Raw genomic sequence first — 18,226 nt, forward strand, 5'->3', positions numbered from 1 at the left:
CGTTACAAATAGAGCACACGTTGAAGTTCTTGGTAGCTTGTTATTCCGCAGAGCAGTTTTTCCACCCCCGCCTGTTTCAGAGTCATCATGCCTTGTTCTCTGGCAAGGCAATCAATCTCTTGGCTGCTGCTATCATCACTGACCGCATTAAGTAAAGTCTCGTTGAATGCCATCAACTCATAGAGTCCTACTCTGCCTGAATAACCGTTGTTGCATTCACTGCATCCCTGCTCGTGAGCTTGGTAGAGAGTGGCGTCGTCTGGTAGATCAAACTGTTTTTTTACCGACGTTGAAGGATTGAGGCGTTGTTTGCAGTGAGGGCATAGACGGCGAGCGAGGCGTTGGGCAATCACCAGACTCAGCGATGAAGACAGATTATAAGATTCAATCCCCATATTTTTTAATCGAGAAACGGCTTCGGAAGCCGAATTGGTATGAAGTGTGGTCAATACCAGATGGCCCGTTTGAGCAGCCTTAACGGCAATTTCTGCTGTCTCACGATCTCGTATCTCACCAACCATAATAATATCTGGGTCTTGGCGCAGAAATGCTCTAAGAGTCTTAGAAAAGTCGAGACCGATATGCGGTTGAATCTGAACTTGGTTGATACCAGTTAGGTTTATCTCTACCGGGTCTTCTGCTGTGGAAATATTAATCTGGGGGGTATTGAGAATTTTTAAGCCAGTATACAGGGAGGCACTTTTCCCGCTTCCTGTTGGCCCTGTAACCACAATGAGTCCTTGAGGTTTGTTGAGGGCGTTAAGATAGATCTGCTTTTGATGAGATGTATATCCCAGTGTATCAAGGTCGAGGGTCGTAGAACGACTATCCAGCAGACGAACCACAATTTTTTCTCCCCATAATGTCGGTAAACTCGACACTCGGATATCTATTGCAGCATGTTGGCTTAGCTTCAGTTTTATCCTGCCATCTTGCGGAAGCCGTCGCTCCGCAATATCGAGCTTGGCAAGGATTTTGAGTCGGGTGGTGAGGCGTCGGCTTAAATGATGAGGTGGCTGCTGACTTTCTACTAGTAGCCCATCACAACGCATACGGACGCGATATGATTGTTCATAGGGCTCGAAATGAATATCTGAAGCGGTTTTCCTTACCGCATCTAAAAGGATCTGATTGATATAGCGACTTACAGGCGCGTCATCTTGGCTAAGATCTTCAACCGATGTCATCTCCTCCTGAGTAATGTCAACCAATGAAGCCAGTTCCTGCTCATTAATGTCCCTTCCAAAATTGGCGTGCAGTGTGACGTCTGATTTTCCATAAACGCGCCGTATAGCGCCTTGAAGTTGTTGGAAGTCGGCCAAGACGAGATCTATTTGAAATCCGGTAGCAAAACGAAATTCCTCTTCAATTTCACTATGTGTAATATCGGTGACGGCGACCGTTAGAACCTGTCCACTTTGCTCAATTGGTAACGCGGAAAATCGTGTGATGAGCTCCCTTAAGCCTAGCGTGTTGCACAACTTCGCATATTCAAATTGTTCGAGGTTGGTTTCTGGCTGTTCGAAAAGCTGGGAGATCACTTTAGTTAGTTGATCAGAATTCAATAACTTCAATGATATCAAAGCTTCGGGCGCAGACTGACCAGAAGCTTTGATGTGATTAAGTAGTAAGGATTCTTGTTGGTGATTAAGAATACTTGCTTGTCTTAATATTGAAGGCAATGTGGTTAGCATTAGTTTTTAGGGCACCAGTTATCCGCAGTACCATCAATCGATGTGCATACAACACTCCATGTCACTCCCCCAGAAGAGACTTCAGGGATTAAATCCACCATATCGCCATTTTCTAGCCGACCTTTTGTTTTTGAGGGATTGATTGACGCTCGCACTTTCTGTCGGCCGCTTATTGCGTCGGCAATTGACTCGACTGAAAAGTCGCCAAGATCTTGAGCTAAAGGAACGTCGCCATTACCAGAGGTGCAATCTGGCTCCCCTCGGATGAGACAAATGGAAACCGCGGTCTTCATTGCCATGGATGCATTGAGCATTTCACTGGCATGAGCACGAGTTACGTAGTTTTGATAACTGGGGATCGCTAATGTTGCAAGTACCGCCACAATTGCAACAACGACCATCAATTCGATTAAGGTAAAGCCTTTATTCTTTTGCTTCGTTGCCATCTTTCTCACCTCTAGTTTGGGGACTGTGTGGCAAAAGAATACGAGGGGGAGAATGGATAAGGTATGTAGCAGTGAGTTGTTCTGGACAAGAAGAGAGCAAAATAATCCTTTTTTGCACATAAGTGTCAGAAGGATTTGACGTTGTGGGAAAAAATAGAGGCTTGAAGGCCTCTATTTCTTTATTAGTTAGTGCTGATGTTTTTATTTAAAGCGCATGGAAAGATCCATCGCCTTGATATGTTTAGTTAATGCTCCAACCGAGATGTAATCCACACCCGTTTCCGCGTACTCACGTAGAGTCTCTAAAGTGACGTTACCGGAGTTTTCTAGTGCGGCACGACCTGCATTAATCTTCACGGCTTCGCGCATCATATCGGTTGTGAAATTATCCAACATAATGATGTCTGCACCTGCTTCAATCGCTTCTTGTAGCTCAGCAAGACTTTCTGTTTCAACTTCGACAGGTTTACCTGGATTAAGCTCTTTAGCCGTTTTGATGGTTTGCGTGATACCACCATTAGCGATGATGTGGTTCTCTTTAATCAAGTAAGCGTCGAAAACTCCGATACGGTGGTTGAAGCCACCACCACAAGCTACCGCATATTTTAGTGCGCTGCGTAGACCTGGAATGGTTTTGCGGGTATCAAGTAAACGACAGCCAGTGCCTTCCAGTTTTTCAGCATATTGAGCGGTGGTAGTTGCACAACCAGAAAGTGTTTGCATGAAATTCATCGCGTTACGCTCACCTGTAAGTAGCGCGCGAGAAGGACCTGAAAGGGTACAAAGAACCTGATTTGGCTCTACTTTGTCACCATCTTCGACATTCCATTCAATGGTGACTTCGCCACCTAGCTGCTTAAACACTTCATCAGCCCAAGCTTTGCCACAGAAGACACCGTGTTCGCGGGTGATAATGGTTGCTTCGTTGTGGGCATCTGCGGGAATTAGACTTGCGGTAATATCAGCAGCAGGGTCAAGTGTGCCACCAAGATCTTCTTTGATGGTATCCGCGACGGCTCGGGAGATCTCTAGAGGAAGTTGTTGTTTCAAATATTCGAGACGTTCTTGGCTATTGTGTGTGTTTTTCATCGCAAATCTAATACGCAGTTGGACAAGAGGTGGGCATGATACGCTGACTGAGAGTGAAATTCAGCCATTAATCTCGCATTTCATGGTCAAACAGATAAAATCGTGAGGACTGAATAATATAACGAGCAGCAAAATGATTGATGATCAGGGTTGGTACAGTAAAGCGCGACGAGTTGAATCTCCATTCTTCGATCAAAGAAGCGAGCCACAGGATATCTCTTTGCTGGTGGTACATAACATCAGCCTCCCGCCTGGGCAGTTCGGTGGTCCTTATATTGAGCAGTTTTTTACTGGCAAGTTGGATCCTGAGCAGCACCCATTCTTTAAGGTTATCCATCAAATGGGGGTTTCGGCACACTGCTTGATTCGTCGTGATGGTGAGGTCGTACAGTTTGTTCCATTTACCGCTAGAGCTTGGCATGCGGGAAAGTCGAGCTTTGCTGGGCGTGAAAAGTGTAATGATTATTCGATAGGCATCGAGCTAGAAGGCAGTGATTTTGTCGCTTACACCGATGCGCAGTATCAAGCATTGACTGAACTAACTCAACAGATTCAGCAGGAGTATCCTTTAATCACACTTCCGCGCATCACAGGACATCAGTATATAGCGCCACTGCGTAAGACAGACCCTGGGTTAGTGTTTGATTGGGCTCGATTTAGGAACGGACTACGCTCTATAGCTAGCTAGAGCGCTTCACGGCTAGATAACAGGATGGACTTGTTCTCTAGAGGGAATCGTAATCCAGCTCTACAGCGTCTCTTGATATTCCACCAAAATTTGCTCCACCCAAGTCGTGATACGTTCATCACTTAACTCATATTGTGAGTCTTCATCTAGCGCCAGGCCGACAAACTGGCTTTTGTCTTCGGTGAGAGCTTTCGAAGCTTCAAACTGATAGTTTTCATCGTTTGGCCAATATCCAACGACGTTAGCCCCCGCTTTTTTCACTTCATCGTGCAGAAAGCCCATGGCATCTAAGTACCATTCGCCGTAACCTTCTTGATCGCCTAGACCAAACAGAGCAACGGTTTTTCCTGTCAGTGGCAGGCTCTCTATTTGATCCCAAAGCTCGTTCCAGTCTTCTTGGATCTCGCCAAAATCCCATGTTGAAATCCCCAAAATCAGAAAATCATAGTCAGCCATTAAAGACAGAGGCGCTTCTTTAACATTGTGAATATCAATAAGGTCTTCACCAATAATGGCACGGATCTTCTCTGCTGCCATTTCGGTATAACAAGTGGTTGAGCCGTAAAATAGACCGATTTTCATAGTATTCTTTTCTGTATTGGAAAATTGATGGTGAATTCTAAACACAAAATGGCGAGCTTTGCAGCGAATATCCGTCGGTAGGATGAATTTTTATAGCTTTATTACTCTTAGGAACTTACATTTGAGCGCATAACGAAATAAAGAGGTTTGCTGTGTCTGAACAAATGTCACCTGATCAAGGAATAGTTGAGCAGTTTTTAGATTCAATGTGGATGGAAAGAGGGTTGTCAGAAAACACTTTAGATTCATACCGTAATGATCTGGTAAAACTATTGAAGTGGATGGCAGCAAACAACTATCGTCTCGATTTTATCAGCCTCTCTGGACTTCAAGACTATCAGTCTTGGCTCGCTGACTCGGGCTATAAACAAACCTCGCGAGCAAGAATGCTATCAGCGATTCGTCGTCTTTTTCAGTATCTACATAGAGAAAAAATTCGCGGTGATGATCCCAGCGCACTACTCATCAGTCCCAAACTGCCAAAACGACTACCCAAAGACTTAAGTGAAGAACAAGTTGAAGCGCTTCTCAATGCGCCAGATCCCAATGATGCAATGGAGTTACGTGACAAAGCGATGCTTGAGTTATTGTACGCTACTGGATTGCGTGTCACTGAACTCGTCAGTCTGACAATGGAAAACATCAGTTTGCGACAAGGGGTGGTAAGAATCACAGGTAAAGGTGGCAAGGAACGTTTAGTCCCGCTGGGTGAAAATGCTATCGAGTGGATTGAAACTTTTTTGCAGCAAGGTAGGTCTGAATTACTTGGAGAAACAACTTCGGATGTCGTTTTCCCGAGTAAACGAGCTCGTCAAATGACGCGCCAGACATTTTGGCACCGAATCAAACACTATGCCGTGTTAGCAGGGATTGATACTGAGCAGCTTTCTCCCCATGTTTTACGACATGCTTTTGCGACACATTTGCTCAATTATGGCGCTGATCTGCGTGTCGTGCAGATGCTATTGGGGCATAGTGACTTGTCGACAACACAAATTTATACTCATGTAGCAACGGAGCGATTGAAGCAGCTGCATAGTGAACACCACCCAAGAGCATAGTGTCTCTTGGTTATAACATGATTGATTTAAGGTGAATTGAATGAGCGTATTACGCCGAATGACGTTACTGACATTACCATTTATTTTGGCTACTCAGACCGTTTCTGCCGCTGAAGTTAAGTTTGACAAGGAACTGCTTGAGCAGCGTTTTGCCAAGCTTGGTCTTGAAGTCAAAGATGTGGTTCCTGCTGAAGTTGAAGGTTTGGTTGAAGTTCAAACCAGCGGCGGTGTTTTATTTGCAACGCCATCAGGTGATTACTTTTTAGCGGGTACCTTGTATAAGTTGGATGCAGAAGGTCAATATGAAGATGTTCTTGCTAAACGTCAGGCGCCCCTAAATGCGGCGAAGATTGAAGCATTCAAAGACAGTATGATTGAGTTCAAGGCGGATAACGAGAAGTATGTTGTAACCGTATTTACTGATATTACTTGTGGTTACTGTGTTCGCCTGCACAGCCAGATGAAGGGTTACAACGAACTTGGTATCACTGTTCGCTACATGGCATACCCTCGTCAAGGTGCGACGGGTTCTGTTGCTGATCAAATGGCGGCGATCTGGGGTGCAAAAGATCCTCAATCAGCGATGCATAACGGAAAAGTGAATCGTGAGTTTCCTGAGCAAGGCGAGGACTATGCGAAATACCAGCAAATCATCCAGCAGCACTTTGCACTGGGACGTGAGTTAGGTATTAGCGGTACACCAGCGATCTTCCTTCCAAATGGTGAAATGGTTGGTGGTTATCTTCCTCCTGCACAGTTACTCCAACGTCTTCAACAAACTCAATGATTTGAAAAGAGCCTCTAATTAGAGGCTCTAATATTTATTATGATAGAAATTCAACGCAGACCTGAAGCTGATTTAAGTTTACTTCCTGACTCCATCGCCCCTTTACTGAAACGCATATACATATCCCGTGGTATTCGTAGCATCGAACAGTTGGAAACCACTGCCCGTGGACTACATTCGTACCAAAAGTTACATGGGATAGATAAAGCGGTTGAGTTGCTGTTTAACGCATTGCAAGCCAACAAACGCATCATTGTTGTTGGTGATTTTGATGCCGATGGCGCTACCAGTTCCGCGTTGTCTGTGCTGGCGTTGCGTATGCTTGGCTCAAGTAATGTTGATTACTTGGTACCAAACCGATTTGAAGATGGCTACGGCCTCAGCCCTGAAGTGGTCGACCAAGCGATTGAGCTTGGTGCAGAGGTCATCATGACGGTCGATAACGGCGTATCATCGATTGAAGGTGTTCGCTATGCGAAGCAACAAGGTCTCCTGGTTCTCGTAACAGACCACCATCTTCCGGGTCATCAGTTGCCTGAGGTTGATGCGATGGTCAATCCCAATTTGCAGGAATGCGCTTTTCCCTCTAAAGCTTTAGCGGGCGTTGGTGTTGCCTTCTACCTGATGATGGCGCTGTGTGTACATATGCGCAAAAATGGTTGGTTTACCCAGCAAGGAATGGCTGAACCGAAGCTGATGGAACTGATCGATTTAGTGGCATTAGGCACGGTTGCCGATGTGGTGCCACTGGATGAAAATAACCGAATCTTAGTTCATCAAGGTTTGCAGCGGATTCGTGCAGGTAAAGCGCGACCAGGCATTCAAGCTTTGATAGAGGTAGCCAAGCGAGATGCTCGTCGACTGGTTGCGTCTGACTTCGGTTTCGCCCTCGGACCGCGAATCAATGCGGCTGGACGTTTGGATGACATGTCGTTTGGCGTTGAGTTGTTGCTGAGTAACAATATTCATGCTGCTCGTCGTATGGCGAGTGAACTGGATGGTCTGAATCAGACACGAAAAGAGATCGAAGAAGGCATGAAACAGGAAGCGATGGCTTTCTGTGAGCGTCTGCAATTCGGTGAAACTGATATGCCACATGGTTTGGTTCTGTTTCAAAGAGACTGGCATCAGGGCGTGATCGGTATTCTGGCTTCACGTATCAAAGAGAAGTTTCACCGTCCGGTCATCGCGTTTGCTGATGGAGGAGAGGGGACAATTAAGGGGTCTTGTCGCTCAATTCCTGGCTTGCACATGAGAGATGTATTGGATCGCATTGACACCCAGAATCCCGGCATGATCATTAAGTTTGGCGGCCATGCAATGGCAGCAGGTTTGACCATCGAAGAGAAAAACTTTGAACGTTTCTCTCAGTTGTTCGATGAGGCGGTAAAGCAGGACTTGGATGATGCGGCGCTCAAAGGTGTGATTTTATCCGATGGCGAATTGGCGCCAGAGGAGTTCTCAATGCATATTGCTGAGATGCTGCGCTCAGGTGGCCCTTGGGGGCAGGCGTTTCCCGAGCCTGTTTTTGATGGAGAGTTTAAAGTTTTGCATCAAAAGCTGGTGGGAGAGAAACACCTCAAGCTAATGCTCGAACCTTTGCATAAAGGCCATCCGACCAACATCCTCATCGATGGCATTGCCTTTAATGTCGATTTACGTCGTTGGCCTGATGCATCCGTTAAAACGGTTCGCTTAGCTTATAAGCTCGATATCAATGAGTTTCGTGGTAATCAGTCATTGCAATTGATGATTGACCATATTGAGGCGCGATAAAGGATGGGGCTTTGCCCTATAGAGTGCTTCACTTCGAACAGCGAATTTGGACTTTGTCTTTTAAGGGCTAGAGTCGGGTAGTGAGTTGATAGAACCTGTGCTGTTAATGGTATTGACAGGGCAGATTCTATCGAAGATCTATTTTTCTCGCCTCTCTCGCCTCACCTATCTCACCGTCTTATCCCGACACATCCCATTCATATTCTTTTAAAACTAAAAAGATAAACTGTGACCCCTAGCACGTTACATGCCCATCTGTTTACAAATTGTAATTGGTCTGACCAATTTAATTGCTGTTTTAATCAGCTATTGTTATCAAAGTGTTGGTGTAAGGGCTGTTCTATGATTTGGGTCAATTTTTGACTGGAACTTGCGTTTTAATTATGTTAATTTTCCTGCCAACTTGAAATTGGTAATACCAATTGACTGCAAAGAGTAGAAGAAAAACAACTATGGCTTATCAAAGGATTCGTCAGCCAAAACTTTCTGATGTCATTGAACAAGAATTGGAAAGGCTGATAGTGGAAGGAACATTGTCTCCGGGGCAGCAGTTGCCACCAGAGCGTGAGTTAGCGAAGCAGTTCGATGTCTCACGTCCTTCAATCCGTGAAGCGATACAACGCCTCGAAGCCAAACGTCTTCTTACTCGTCGTCAGGGCGGTGGCACATTTGTTAGCGAGAGTATTTGGACAAGCTTTTCTGATCCTCTGCTAAATTTATTGTCTAGCCACTCTGAAACTCAGCTGGACTTACTGGAAACTCGCCATGCGATGGAAGGTATTGCCGCTTACTTTGCAGCAGTTCGTGGAACCGAGGAAGACTTTGCTCGTATTCAGGCTTGCCTGAAAAACATCAGCGAAGAGCAAACGAAGAAAAATGTCGAAGCTGAAGCTGGGGCTGTTATGCAATTTTTGATTGCCCTGACGGAAGCTGCGCACAATGTTGTGCTTCTGCATATTGTTCGTAGTTTGGCTCCTTTGCTTGAGCAAAACGTCTTACAGAATTTAAAGCTCTTACATCGCCGCGATGAAGTGGTCGAGAAAGTAAGTAAACACCGAGCTAATATTGTGGATGCGATTGTTTCGGGTCAGCCGGAAAAGGCACGTGAAATGTCACACTCACACTTAGCTTATATTGAAGAAACATTGTTGGATTTGACTCGTGAAGAGTCACGCAGAGAGCGCTCTTTGCGTCGAATTCAGCAAGGTAACGATTCTTTAAACAAGAAACGGTTACTTAAATAAGTAGATCCAACCAATAGAAGGATAGATCGCCATGTCTGATATGAAGCATGACGTAGATGCACTGGAAACTCAAGAATGGCTACAAGCACTTGAGTCAGTTGTACGTGAAGAAGGTGTAGAGCGTGCTCAGTTCCTATTAGAGCAAGTTCTAGACAAAGCACGTCTAGACGGTGTTGATATGCCAACAGGTATCACAACTAACTACATCAACACGATTCCTGCAGACCAAGAACCCGCTTACCCAGGTGACACAACACTTGAGCGCCGTATTCGTTCTATCATCCGCTGGAACGCAATCATGATCGTTCTACGTGCATCTAAGAAAGACCTTGAGTTAGGCGGCCACATGGCGTCTTTCCAGTCTTCTGCTGCATTCTACGAAGTATGTTTCAACCACTTCTTCCGCGCTCCAAACGAGACGGACGGTGGCGATCTAGTTTACTACCAAGGTCACATTTCACCGGGTATCTACTCTCGTGCATTTGTTGAAGGTCGTCTAACTGAAGAGCAGCTAGATAACTTCCGTCAAGAAGTAGACGGTAAAGGTATCCCATCATACCCACACCCTAAACTAATGCCTGAGTTCTGGCAGTTCCCTACAGTTTCTATGGGTCTAGGTCCAATTTCTGCGATCTACCAAGCGCGTTTCCTTAAGTACCTAGACGGCCGTGGTCTGAAAGATACTTCTGCTCAACGTGTATACGCTTTCCTAGGCGACGGTGAGATGGATGAGCCAGAATCACGTGGTTCATTGTCTTTCGCTGCGCGTGAGAAGCTAGACAACCTATGTTTCCTAGTTAACTGTAACCTACAGCGTCTAGACGGCCCTGTAATGGGTAACGGCAGCATCATTCAAGAGCTAGAAGGTCTATTTAAAGGCGCTGGCTGGAACGTTGTTAAAGTTATCTGGGGTAGCAACTGGGATGCTCTGCTTGCTAAAGATACAACAGGTAAACTTCTACAGCTGATGAACGAAACTGTAGATGGTGACTACCAAACATTTAAATCTAAAGATGGCGCATACGTACGTAAGCACTTCTTTGGTAAGTACCCTGAGACAGCTGCACTAGTTGCAGACATGACAGATGACGAAATCTTCGCTCTTAAGCGTGGTGGTCACGAGTCTTCTAAGCTATACGCAGCTTACAAAAACGCGGCAGAAACTAAAGGTCGTCCAACTGTAATCCTAGCTAAGACAGTGAAAGGTTACGGTATGGGTGAAGCGGCTGAAGGTAAAAACATCGCGCACCAAGTTAAGAAGATGGATATGACTCACGTACTACACCTACGTGACCGTCTAGGTCTTCAAGACATCCTAACTGATGAAGCAGTGAAGGCGCTTCCTTACCTGAAACTTGAAGAAGGTTCAGCGGAATACGAATACCTACACGCTCGTCGTAAAGCATTGAAAGGTTACACGCCACAGCGTCTACCTAAATTTACTCAAGACTTCCAAGTTCCTGAGCTAGAAGAGTTCGCGTCGCTACTAGAAGAGCAGAAGCGTGATATTTCTACTACAATGGCTTACGTTCGTACTCTTAACATCCTGCTTAAGAACAAAAACATTGGTAAGAACATTGTTCCTATCATCTGTGATGAAGCACGTACGTTTGGTATGGAAGGTCTATTCCGTCAGATCGGTATTTACAACCCACACGGTCAGAACTACACGCCACAGGATCGCGACATTGTTTCTTACTACAAAGAAGCAACATCAGGTCAGGTACTTCAAGAAGGTATCAATGAGCTAGGTTCAATGGCATCTTGGGTTGCAGCTGCAACATCATACAGCACTAACGATCTACCAATGATCCCATTCTACATCTACTACTCAATGTTTGGCTTCCAACGTGTAGGTGATATGGCATGGCTAGCTGGCGACCAACAAGCTCGTGGTTTCCTACTAGGTGCAACAGCTGGTCGTACAACGCTTAACGGCGAAGGTCTACAGCACGAAGATGGTCACTCGCACATTATGGCGGGTACAGTTCCTAACTGTATTTCTTACGACCCAACGTTCGCATACGAAGTTGCTGTTATCATGCAAGACGGTATCCGTCGCATGTACGGCCCTGAGCAAGAGAACGTGTTCTACTACCTAACAGTAATGAACGAAAACTACGCGATGCCAGCGATGCCTGAAGGCGCTGAAGAAGGCATCCGTAAGGGTATCTACAAGCTTGAATCTTACGCTGGTGACAAGTCTAAAGTTCAGTTGATGGGCTCTGGTACTATCATGAACGAAGTTCGTAAAGCGGCAACAATCCTAAGTGAAGAGTACGGCATTGCATCTGACGTGTTCTCTGTAACGTCATTCAACGAGCTAACTCGTGATGGCCAAGCGGTAGAGCGTGACAACATGCTGCACCCAGAAGCAGAAGACAAAGTACCTTACATTGCTCAAGTTATGGGTACAGAGCCAGCGATCGCAGCAACTGACTACATGAAGAACTACGCAGAACAAGTTCGTGCGTTTATGCCTTCTGAGTCTTACAAAGTGCTGGGTACTGATGGCTTTGGTCGTTCTGACAGCCGCGAAAACCTACGTCGTCACTTCGAAGTGAACGCAGGTTATGTCGTAGTAGCAGCGCTATCTGAACTAGCTAAGCGTGGTGATGTTGAGAAATCAGTAGTAGTTGAAGCTATTGCTAAGTTCGACATCGACACTGAAAAAACTAACCCGCTATACGCTTAATTGAGAAGGTAGATAAGAAATGGCAATCGAAATTAATGTACCAGACATCGGTGCGGATGAGGTTGAAGTTACTGAGATTCTTGTAAGCGTTGGCGACAAGGTTGAAGAAGAGCAGTCTCTGATCACAGTTGAAGGCGATAAAGCTTCTATGGAAGTTCCTGCATCTCAAGCAGGTATCGTTAAAGAAATCAAAATCGCAGAAGGCGACAAGGTTTCTACTGGTTCTCTAATCATGATTTTCGAAGCCGAGGGTGCAGCTGAAGCTGCACCTGCTCCTGCGGCAGAAGCGGCTCCAGTAGCAGCTCCAGCTCCAGCAGCAGCGGCAGAACTGAAAGAAGTTTTCGTACCGGATATCGGTGGCGACGAAGTAGAAGTGACTGAAATTATGGTTGCAGTTGGCGACAGCGTTGAAGAAGAGCAATCTCTTCTTACCGTTGAAGGCGACAAAGCTTCTATGGAAGTTCCAGCACCATTTGCAGGTACTCTAAAAGAGATCAAAGTAGCAGCTGGCGATAAAGTATCGACTGGCTCTCTAATCATGGTATTCGAAACAGCTGGCGCTCCATCAGCGGCACCAGCAGCAGTAGAAGCTCCAGTGGCAGCCGCTCCAGCAGCATCTGCAGCAAAAGAAGTGAACGTTCCTGATATTGGTGGCGACGAAGTAGAAGTGACTGAAATCATGGTCGCAGTTGGCGATACAGTGGAAGAAGAGCAATCGCTCATCACTGTTGAAGGCGACAAAGCTTCAATGGAAGTTCCTGCACCATTCGCGGGTACGGTTAAAGAAATCAAGATTGCAGCTGGCGACAAAGTGTCTACTGGCTCACTCATCATGGTATTCGAAGTGGCGGGCGCAGCGCCTGCACCTGTAGCAGCTCCAGCACAAGCAGCAGCACCTGCAGCGGCAGCTCCTAAAGCAGAAGCACCAGCGGCATCAGCTCCAGCAGCTGGCGATTTCCAAGAAAACAACGAGTACGCACATGCGTCTCCAGTTGTTCGTCGCCTAGCTCGTGAATTTGGCGTTAACCTATCTAAGGTTAAAGGTACTGGTCGTAAGAGCCGTATCCTGAAAGAAGACGTTCAGTCTTACGTTAAAGAAGCGCTTAAGCGTCTTGAGTCTGGCGCAGGTGCAGCAGCATCTGGCAAAGGGGACGGTGCGGCTCTTGGTCTACTACCATGGCCAAAAGTTGACTTCAGTAAGTTTGGTGAGACAGAGGTTCAACCTCTATCACGTATCAAGAAGATCTCTGGTGCGAACCTACACCGTAACTGGGTAATGATCCCTCACGTTACACAGTGGGATAATGCAGACATCACTGAGCTAGAAGCATTCCGTAAAGAGCAGAACGCGATTGAAGCGAAGAAAGACTCTGGCATGAAGATCACTCCACTAGTGTTCATCATGAAAGCGGCAGCTAAAGCACTTGAAGCGTTCCCAGCGTTCAACTCGTCTCTATCAGAAGATGGTGAAAGCCTAATTCTGAAGAAATACGTGAACATCGGTATCGCGGTAGATACGCCAAACGGCCTAGTTGTTCCTGTATTTAAAGACGTGAACAAGAAAGGCATTTACGAGCTATCTGAAGAACTAATGGTAGTTTCTAAGAAAGCACGTGCTGGTAAGCTTACTGCAGCAGATATGCAGGGTGGCTGTTTCACGATTTCAAGCCTTGGTGGTATTGGTGGTACTGCGTTTACTCCAATCGTTAACGCGCCAGAAGTTGGTATCCTAGGTGTATCTAAATCTGAAATTAAACCAGTTTGGAACGGTAAAGAATTTGAACCGCGTCTACAACTTCCACTATCTCTATCATACGACCACCGTGTGATCGATGGTGCTGAAGGTGCACGTTTCATTACGTTCCTAAATGGCGCACTATCAGATATCCGTCGTCTAGTTCTTTAATTCAGATAGACGATTAAGAGGCGGCAACTAAGCCGCCTCTGCTAATAATAACTACCAGACAATTTGATAGCAGACCTTAGATTCAATAAGGTTTTACCCATCGAATTGTTGTCTAGCTCACAGGCTAAATTGATTTACTTTTCACTCCATTAACATCTCTGTAAACTGTTGGCGGTCTGAAAATAACTGTTTAAAACAAATCGACTTGAACATATAAATCAATACCCACTCAGCCTGTTAGGGATAATGACTACAAGAGGTCACAATGAGCAAAGAAATTAAAGCCCAAGTTGTTGTACTTGGTTCTGGTCCTGCTGGTTACTCAGCTGCATTCCGTTGTGCAGATTTAGGTCTTGAAACTGTACTTATCGAGCGTTACAACACCCTAGGTGGTGTATGTCTGAATGTTGGTTGTATCCCATCTAAGGCGCTTCTACACGTTTCAAAAGTAATTGAAGAAGCTAAAGCGATGGCTGAACACGGCGTCGTTTTCGGTGAGCCACAAACAGATATCAACAAAATCCGTATCTGGAAAGAGAAAGTTGTAAACCAACTTACTGGTGGTCTTGGCGGTATGGCTAAGATGCGTAAAGTTAACATTGTTAATGGTTACGGTAAGTTCACTGGTCCTAACACTATTCTTGTAGAAGGTGAAGGCGAGTCAACAACGGTTACTTTTGACAACGCTATCATCGCAGCAGGCTCTCGTCCTATCAAACTGCCATTCATTCCACACGAAGATCCACGTATCTGGGATTCAACGGACGCTCTAGAGCTGAAAGAAGTACCAGGAAAACTACTGATCATGGGTGGTGGTATCATCGGTCTAGAAATGGGTACGGTATACCAGTCTCTTGGCTCTAAGGTAGACGTCGTAGAGATGTTCGACCAAGTTATCCCAGCGGCAGATAAAGACATCGTTAAAGTTTACACCAAGCGAGTGAAGAACAAGTTCAACCTAATGCTAGAAACGAAAGTGACAGCAGTTGAAGCGAAAGAAGACGGTATCTACGTTTCAATGGAAGGTAAGAAAGCGCCAGCAGAAGCTGAGCGTTACGATGCTGTTCTTGTTGCTATCGGTCGTGTTCCAAATGGTCTATTGATCGATGGTGAGAAAGCGGGTCTAGAAATTGACGAGCGTGGCTTCATCAAAGTTGATAAGCAGATGCGCACTAACGTTCCTCATATCTTCGCGATCGGTGACATTGTTGGTCAACCAATGCTTGCTCACAAAGGTGTGCATGAAGGTCACGTTGCAGCAGAAGTTATTTCTGGTAAGAAACACTACTTCGACCCTAAAGTTATTCCTTCAATTGCTTACACTGAGCCAGAAGTGGCGTGGGTTGGTAAGACTGAGAAAGAAGCGAAAGCGGAAGGCATTAACTACGAAACAGCGACATTCCCATGGGCAGCATCTGGTCGTGCGATCGCTTCAGACTGTTCTGATGGTATGACTAAGCTGATCTTCGATAAAGACACGCACCGTGTAATTGGTGGTGCTATCGTTGGTACTAACGGTGGTGAACTACTAGGTGAAATCGGTCTAGCTATCGAGATGGGTTGTGATGCAGAAGATATCGCTCTAACTATCCATGCTCACCCAACTCTACACGAGTCTGTGGGTCTAGCAGCGGAAGTGTTTGAAGGTACTATCACTGACCTACCAAACCCTAAAGCGAAAAAGAAAAAGTAATTTTTTCGTAGAGACGCTAAAAAACCGCTGATTCATCAGCGGTTTTTTTATTGTTCGATTTCGCTCAGACAGAAAAAAGGCCTACTCAACAAAGGGTAGGCCTTTAACATTTACTCGTAAAAATTATGCATTTTCAGCATGCTTGTAGATGCACAGCATATCAAGGTAGCTTTGTGTCAATCGAGACATAACCACTTCATCTTGAATTCGGTTGGCTTGAACAAACAGTGAATAGAAGATTCCGTGGAATAACGTAGCCAGATGTGCTGGTTCATGCTGGTCACACACTTCACCACGTTCGATCGCTTTAACAAACATATTTTGTACTAATAGCTGGTTAGTACGGTTGGTCGTCACAAACAGTGGCCACACTTCATCACGAGTCGATGCGCTCCACTCAAACCAAACTTTTAGCCAATGGCAGTCATTAACCACCAAATCAACCATATTGTTTGTTAGATTGTTTAAGTTTTCCTTCGCGTGGATATCCAAATCGATATTGTCTGAGAGGAAGTTTGAGAACTGACGTACTACGTAGTTAAGTACATCATCAACAAGATCTTCGCGAGTAGGGAAATAGTTAAAAACGGTAGCGACAGAGACTTGTGCAATTTCAGCAATATCAGCGTGACCACCACGCCCGATGCCACGACGGGCAAACACTTCGAGAGCGATTTCCATTAATTGCTGCTTTCGTTTTTGCGGTGATAGACGTGTACGGGGTCTTTTAGCTATAGAGTCCATAGTTAATTTCCTTGCCAAATGAGTTGTTAATATAATTGTCTGGGCTGTGCCCTATTTTAGTATTTTATAAATTGCATGACGCTCTATGAGTGTAATGGTGCATATGTGTCAGGTCAACGATTTCTGCTTATTTTATAATCACTTTTGTTAATATCGTGCTAAGGATCAACCTGAAACATTAAATTTATCGGTCATTATTTTAGGCAAACGTTTTTCCTTGATGCTGGCTAGTGCTAAACTACGGCCTTAAAGCATCAGACTGTACGTAAGTGGTTATTCATTGACCAGGTACAGAGAACGTGAAAAACGAGATTGGTATGAAACATACAGTAGAAGTAATGATTTCTGAGCAAGAAGTCAGCGAGCGAGTAAAAGAGTTAGGTAAGCAGATTACTGAGCACTACAAAGGTAGTGAAGATCTAGTCATGGTTGGTTTGCTACGCGGATCATTCGTATTTATGGCGGATCTGGCTCGTTCGATTGAGCTTACTCATCAAGTTGATTTTATGACCGCTTCTAGTTATGGCAACACGATGGAAAGTTCACGTGATGTTCGCATCCTTAAAGATCTTGATGACGACATCAAAGGTAAGGATGTTCTGCTTGTAGAAGACATTATTGATACAGGTAATACGCTAAATAAGGTTAAGGAGATTTTGAGTCTTCGTGAGCCTAAATCAATCGAAATCTGTACTCTACTAGACAAGCCATCTCGTCGTGAAGTTGACGTGGATGTGAAGTGGATTGGTTTTGAAATACCTGACGAATTTGTTGTTGGTGTTGGTATCGACTATGCACAGAAATACCGTCACCTGCCATACATTGGCAAAGTTGTACCTCAAGAGTAAGTAAAACTCTTTGAAGTGACAAAAAGCAAACGCCCGCATTCAATAGCGGGCGTTTTTGGTTGTGCTTAGCGACAGAGTAAATGGTGTTCTGGGTTCAGAATCGATTCCATTGCTTTCTGGTATGAAGTATCTACAGACTCCCGAGAGCTGGAGCGAACCCCTAAATACTCGAGTTTGCCATCACCGATACCATAGACCACGCCATGAATTTCGACTTCTTGTCCACGCTCCCAAGCGTTTTGCAAGATAGTTGAGTTGCCCAGATTATAAACCTGCTCCGCGACATTGATTTCGCCCAGTTTGTCAGCACGCTTATCTACAGGCATGGCATCTAAATAATTACGGTGCTTGAAGTAGAGATCTCGAATATGCAGTAACCAGTTGTTGATCAGACCGAGTTGTGGATTATCAATGGCGGCATTAACACCACCACAGCCGTAGTGACCACAAACGATAATATGCTTAACTTTGAGCACATCGACTGCGTATTGGACGACAGAGAGGCAGTTAAGGTCGGTATGTATTACCTGATTGGCGACATTTCGGTGAACAAACAACTCCCCCGAGTAAAGTCCGGTAAGACGCTCTGCGGGTACGCGACTATCTGAGCAACCAATCCAAAGAAAGCCTGGGCTTTGGCCTTCTTCTAACTTCGCAAAGTACTCGGGACGTTCTGCTTTAATCGATTCTGACCATTTGGAATTGTTTTCAAATAGCTGTTTAATTTCCGGCATTTCTTCACAACCTTTAAAATATACTTGCACCACTATACACAATGTTACAATTTCCTTCCTAGTTAAATTGGCCAAAAAGGTACTCATCTGACGTGTTTGAGCGCCAAAAATCATAAACTTAGTCGTTATCCTAACAAATGGTTATAAAGTATGAGTTATAGGATGTGATTAACACTTATCTCTACTCGATAACATTTGATAACATGATGTAAATAGCGCTATTTCGCAGCATTTAGCGT

General features: G+C 45.1%; 15 protein-coding genes. 9 read left to right on the top strand and 6 right to left on the bottom strand.

Going from position 1 to position 18,226, the window contains the following annotated elements; genetic code table 11:
- Positions 1-2: 2 nt before the first annotated feature.
- From pilB to nadC, 3 genes are all read right to left on the bottom strand, one after another.
- Positions 3-1,694, bottom strand: coding sequence for a type IV-A pilus assembly ATPase PilB (pilB, locus tag ACQEXP_RS10375; protein ID WP_426969742.1), 1,692 nt, complete (start codon positions 1,692-1,694; stop codon positions 3-5).
- Complete coding sequence (locus tag ACQEXP_RS10380; RefSeq protein ID WP_269377469.1) at positions 1,694-2,140, bottom strand: pilin; 447 nt, start codon at positions 2,138-2,140, stop codon at positions 1,694-1,696. The genes pilB and ACQEXP_RS10380 overlap by 1 nt, the downstream gene beginning before the upstream one ends.
- A 201-nt stretch (positions 2,141-2,341) precedes the next feature.
- Positions 2,342-3,229 carry a carboxylating nicotinate-nucleotide diphosphorylase gene (gene nadC, locus ACQEXP_RS10385; RefSeq protein ID WP_426969743.1) on the bottom strand — a complete coding sequence of 296 codons (888 nt, stop codon included), beginning with the start codon at positions 3,227-3,229 and terminating at the stop codon, positions 2,342-2,344.
- A gap of 133 nt (positions 3,230-3,362) precedes the next feature.
- On the opposite strand from nadC, the gene ampD reads away from it, so the two are divergent.
- Positions 3,363-3,917: a 1,6-anhydro-N-acetylmuramyl-L-alanine amidase AmpD gene (ampD, locus tag ACQEXP_RS10390; protein WP_426969745.1), complete on the top strand. Its 555-nt coding sequence runs from the start codon at positions 3,363-3,365 to the stop codon at positions 3,915-3,917.
- Between the two features lie 60 nt (positions 3,918-3,977).
- Here ampD and fldB read toward each other — a convergent pair whose 3' ends face one another.
- Positions 3,978-4,499, bottom strand: coding sequence for a flavodoxin FldB (gene fldB, locus ACQEXP_RS10395; RefSeq protein ID WP_426969747.1), 522 nt, complete (start codon positions 4,497-4,499; stop codon positions 3,978-3,980).
- A 164-nt stretch (positions 4,500-4,663) separates the two neighbouring features.
- On the opposite strand from fldB, the gene xerD reads away from it, so the two are divergent.
- The 7 genes from xerD (at position 4,664) to lpdA (ending at position 15,661) form a co-directional block, all read left to right on the top strand.
- Positions 4,664-5,560, top strand: coding sequence for a site-specific tyrosine recombinase XerD (xerD, locus tag ACQEXP_RS10400; RefSeq protein WP_269377546.1), 897 nt, complete (start codon positions 4,664-4,666; stop codon positions 5,558-5,560).
- Between the two features lie 40 nt (positions 5,561-5,600).
- A complete protein-coding gene (locus ACQEXP_RS10405; RefSeq protein WP_269377466.1) occupies positions 5,601-6,347 on the top strand; it encodes a thioredoxin fold domain-containing protein in 747 nt (248 codons plus the stop codon).
- A gap of 39 nt (positions 6,348-6,386) precedes the next feature.
- Entirely contained in the window at positions 6,387-8,123 is a 1,737-nt protein-coding gene (gene recJ / locus ACQEXP_RS10410) for a single-stranded-DNA-specific exonuclease RecJ (protein ID WP_426969749.1), read from the top strand.
- A 452-nt stretch (positions 8,124-8,575) separates the two neighbouring features.
- Entirely contained in the window at positions 8,576-9,367 is a 792-nt protein-coding gene (gene pdhR, locus ACQEXP_RS10415; protein WP_269377464.1) for a pyruvate dehydrogenase complex transcriptional repressor PdhR, read from the top strand.
- Positions 9,368-9,398: 31 nt separating this feature from the next.
- Positions 9,399-12,062 carry a pyruvate dehydrogenase (acetyl-transferring), homodimeric type gene (aceE, locus tag ACQEXP_RS10420; protein ID WP_426969751.1) on the top strand — a complete coding sequence of 888 codons (2,664 nt, stop codon included), beginning with the start codon at positions 9,399-9,401 and terminating at the stop codon, positions 12,060-12,062.
- 19 nt (positions 12,063-12,081) lie between these two features.
- Complete coding sequence (aceF, locus tag ACQEXP_RS10425; RefSeq protein WP_426969752.1) at positions 12,082-13,968, top strand: pyruvate dehydrogenase complex dihydrolipoyllysine-residue acetyltransferase; 1,887 nt, start codon at positions 12,082-12,084, stop codon at positions 13,966-13,968.
- A gap of 265 nt (positions 13,969-14,233) precedes the next feature.
- Positions 14,234-15,661, top strand: a complete 1,428-nt coding sequence (lpdA, locus tag ACQEXP_RS10430; RefSeq protein ID WP_138973118.1) for a dihydrolipoyl dehydrogenase — start codon at positions 14,234-14,236, stop codon at positions 15,659-15,661.
- A 123-nt stretch (positions 15,662-15,784) separates the two neighbouring features.
- On the opposite strand, the gene ACQEXP_RS10435 is transcribed toward lpdA, so the two are convergent.
- Complete coding sequence (locus ACQEXP_RS10435) at positions 15,785-16,405, bottom strand: LuxR/HapR/OpaR family quorum-sensing transcriptional regulator (protein ID WP_426969753.1); 621 nt, start codon at positions 16,403-16,405, stop codon at positions 15,785-15,787.
- A 317-nt stretch (positions 16,406-16,722) separates the two neighbouring features.
- Here ACQEXP_RS10435 and hpt point away from each other — a divergent pair, with 317 nt between their 5' ends.
- Positions 16,723-17,253, top strand: coding sequence for a hypoxanthine phosphoribosyltransferase (hpt, locus tag ACQEXP_RS10440; protein WP_269377460.1), 531 nt, complete (start codon positions 16,723-16,725; stop codon positions 17,251-17,253).
- Positions 17,254-17,318: 65 nt separating this feature from the next.
- Here the strand turns inward: hpt and can are convergent, their stop codons facing one another.
- Positions 17,319-17,987 (bottom strand): carbonate dehydratase, encoded by a 669-nt coding sequence (gene can / locus ACQEXP_RS10445; protein ID WP_269377459.1) that lies wholly within the window; start codon positions 17,985-17,987, stop codon positions 17,319-17,321.
- Between the last annotated feature and the right edge of the window lie 239 nt (positions 17,988-18,226).

This window comes from Vibrio sp. TRT 1302, from assembly GCF_050113875.1.
Classification (GTDB): Bacteria; Pseudomonadota; Gammaproteobacteria; order Enterobacterales; family Vibrionaceae; genus Vibrio.

Bases quoted from the DNA above. Each gene is read 5' to 3' on its own strand.
- pilB (WP_426969742.1), bottom strand. From the start codon at position 1,694: ATGCTAACCACATTGCCTTCAATATTAAGACAAGCAAGTATTCTTAAT.
- ACQEXP_RS10380 (WP_269377469.1), bottom strand. From the start codon at position 2,140: ATGGCAACGAAGCAAAAGAATAAAGGCTTTACCTTAATCGAATTGATG.
- nadC (WP_426969743.1), bottom strand. From the start codon at position 3,229: ATGAAAAACACACACAATAGCCAAGAACGTCTCGAATATTTGAAACAA.
- ampD (WP_426969745.1), top strand. From the start codon at position 3,363: ATGATTGATGATCAGGGTTGGTACAGTAAAGCGCGACGAGTTGAATCT.
- fldB (WP_426969747.1), bottom strand. From the start codon at position 4,499: ATGAAAATCGGTCTATTTTACGGCTCAACCACTTGTTATACCGAAATG.
- xerD (WP_269377546.1), top strand. From the start codon at position 4,664: ATGTCACCTGATCAAGGAATAGTTGAGCAGTTTTTAGATTCAATGTGG.
- ACQEXP_RS10405 (WP_269377466.1), top strand. From the start codon at position 5,601: ATGAGCGTATTACGCCGAATGACGTTACTGACATTACCATTTATTTTG.
- recJ (WP_426969749.1), top strand. From the start codon at position 6,387: ATGATAGAAATTCAACGCAGACCTGAAGCTGATTTAAGTTTACTTCCT.
- pdhR (WP_269377464.1), top strand. From the start codon at position 8,576: ATGGCTTATCAAAGGATTCGTCAGCCAAAACTTTCTGATGTCATTGAA.
- aceE (WP_426969751.1), top strand. From the start codon at position 9,399: ATGTCTGATATGAAGCATGACGTAGATGCACTGGAAACTCAAGAATGG.
- aceF (WP_426969752.1), top strand. From the start codon at position 12,082: ATGGCAATCGAAATTAATGTACCAGACATCGGTGCGGATGAGGTTGAA.
- lpdA (WP_138973118.1), top strand. From the start codon at position 14,234: ATGAGCAAAGAAATTAAAGCCCAAGTTGTTGTACTTGGTTCTGGTCCT.
- ACQEXP_RS10435 (WP_426969753.1), bottom strand. From the start codon at position 16,405: ATGGACTCTATAGCTAAAAGACCCCGTACACGTCTATCACCGCAAAAA.
- hpt (WP_269377460.1), top strand. From the start codon at position 16,723: ATGAAACATACAGTAGAAGTAATGATTTCTGAGCAAGAAGTCAGCGAG.
- can (WP_269377459.1), bottom strand. From the start codon at position 17,987: ATGCCGGAAATTAAACAGCTATTTGAAAACAATTCCAAATGGTCAGAA.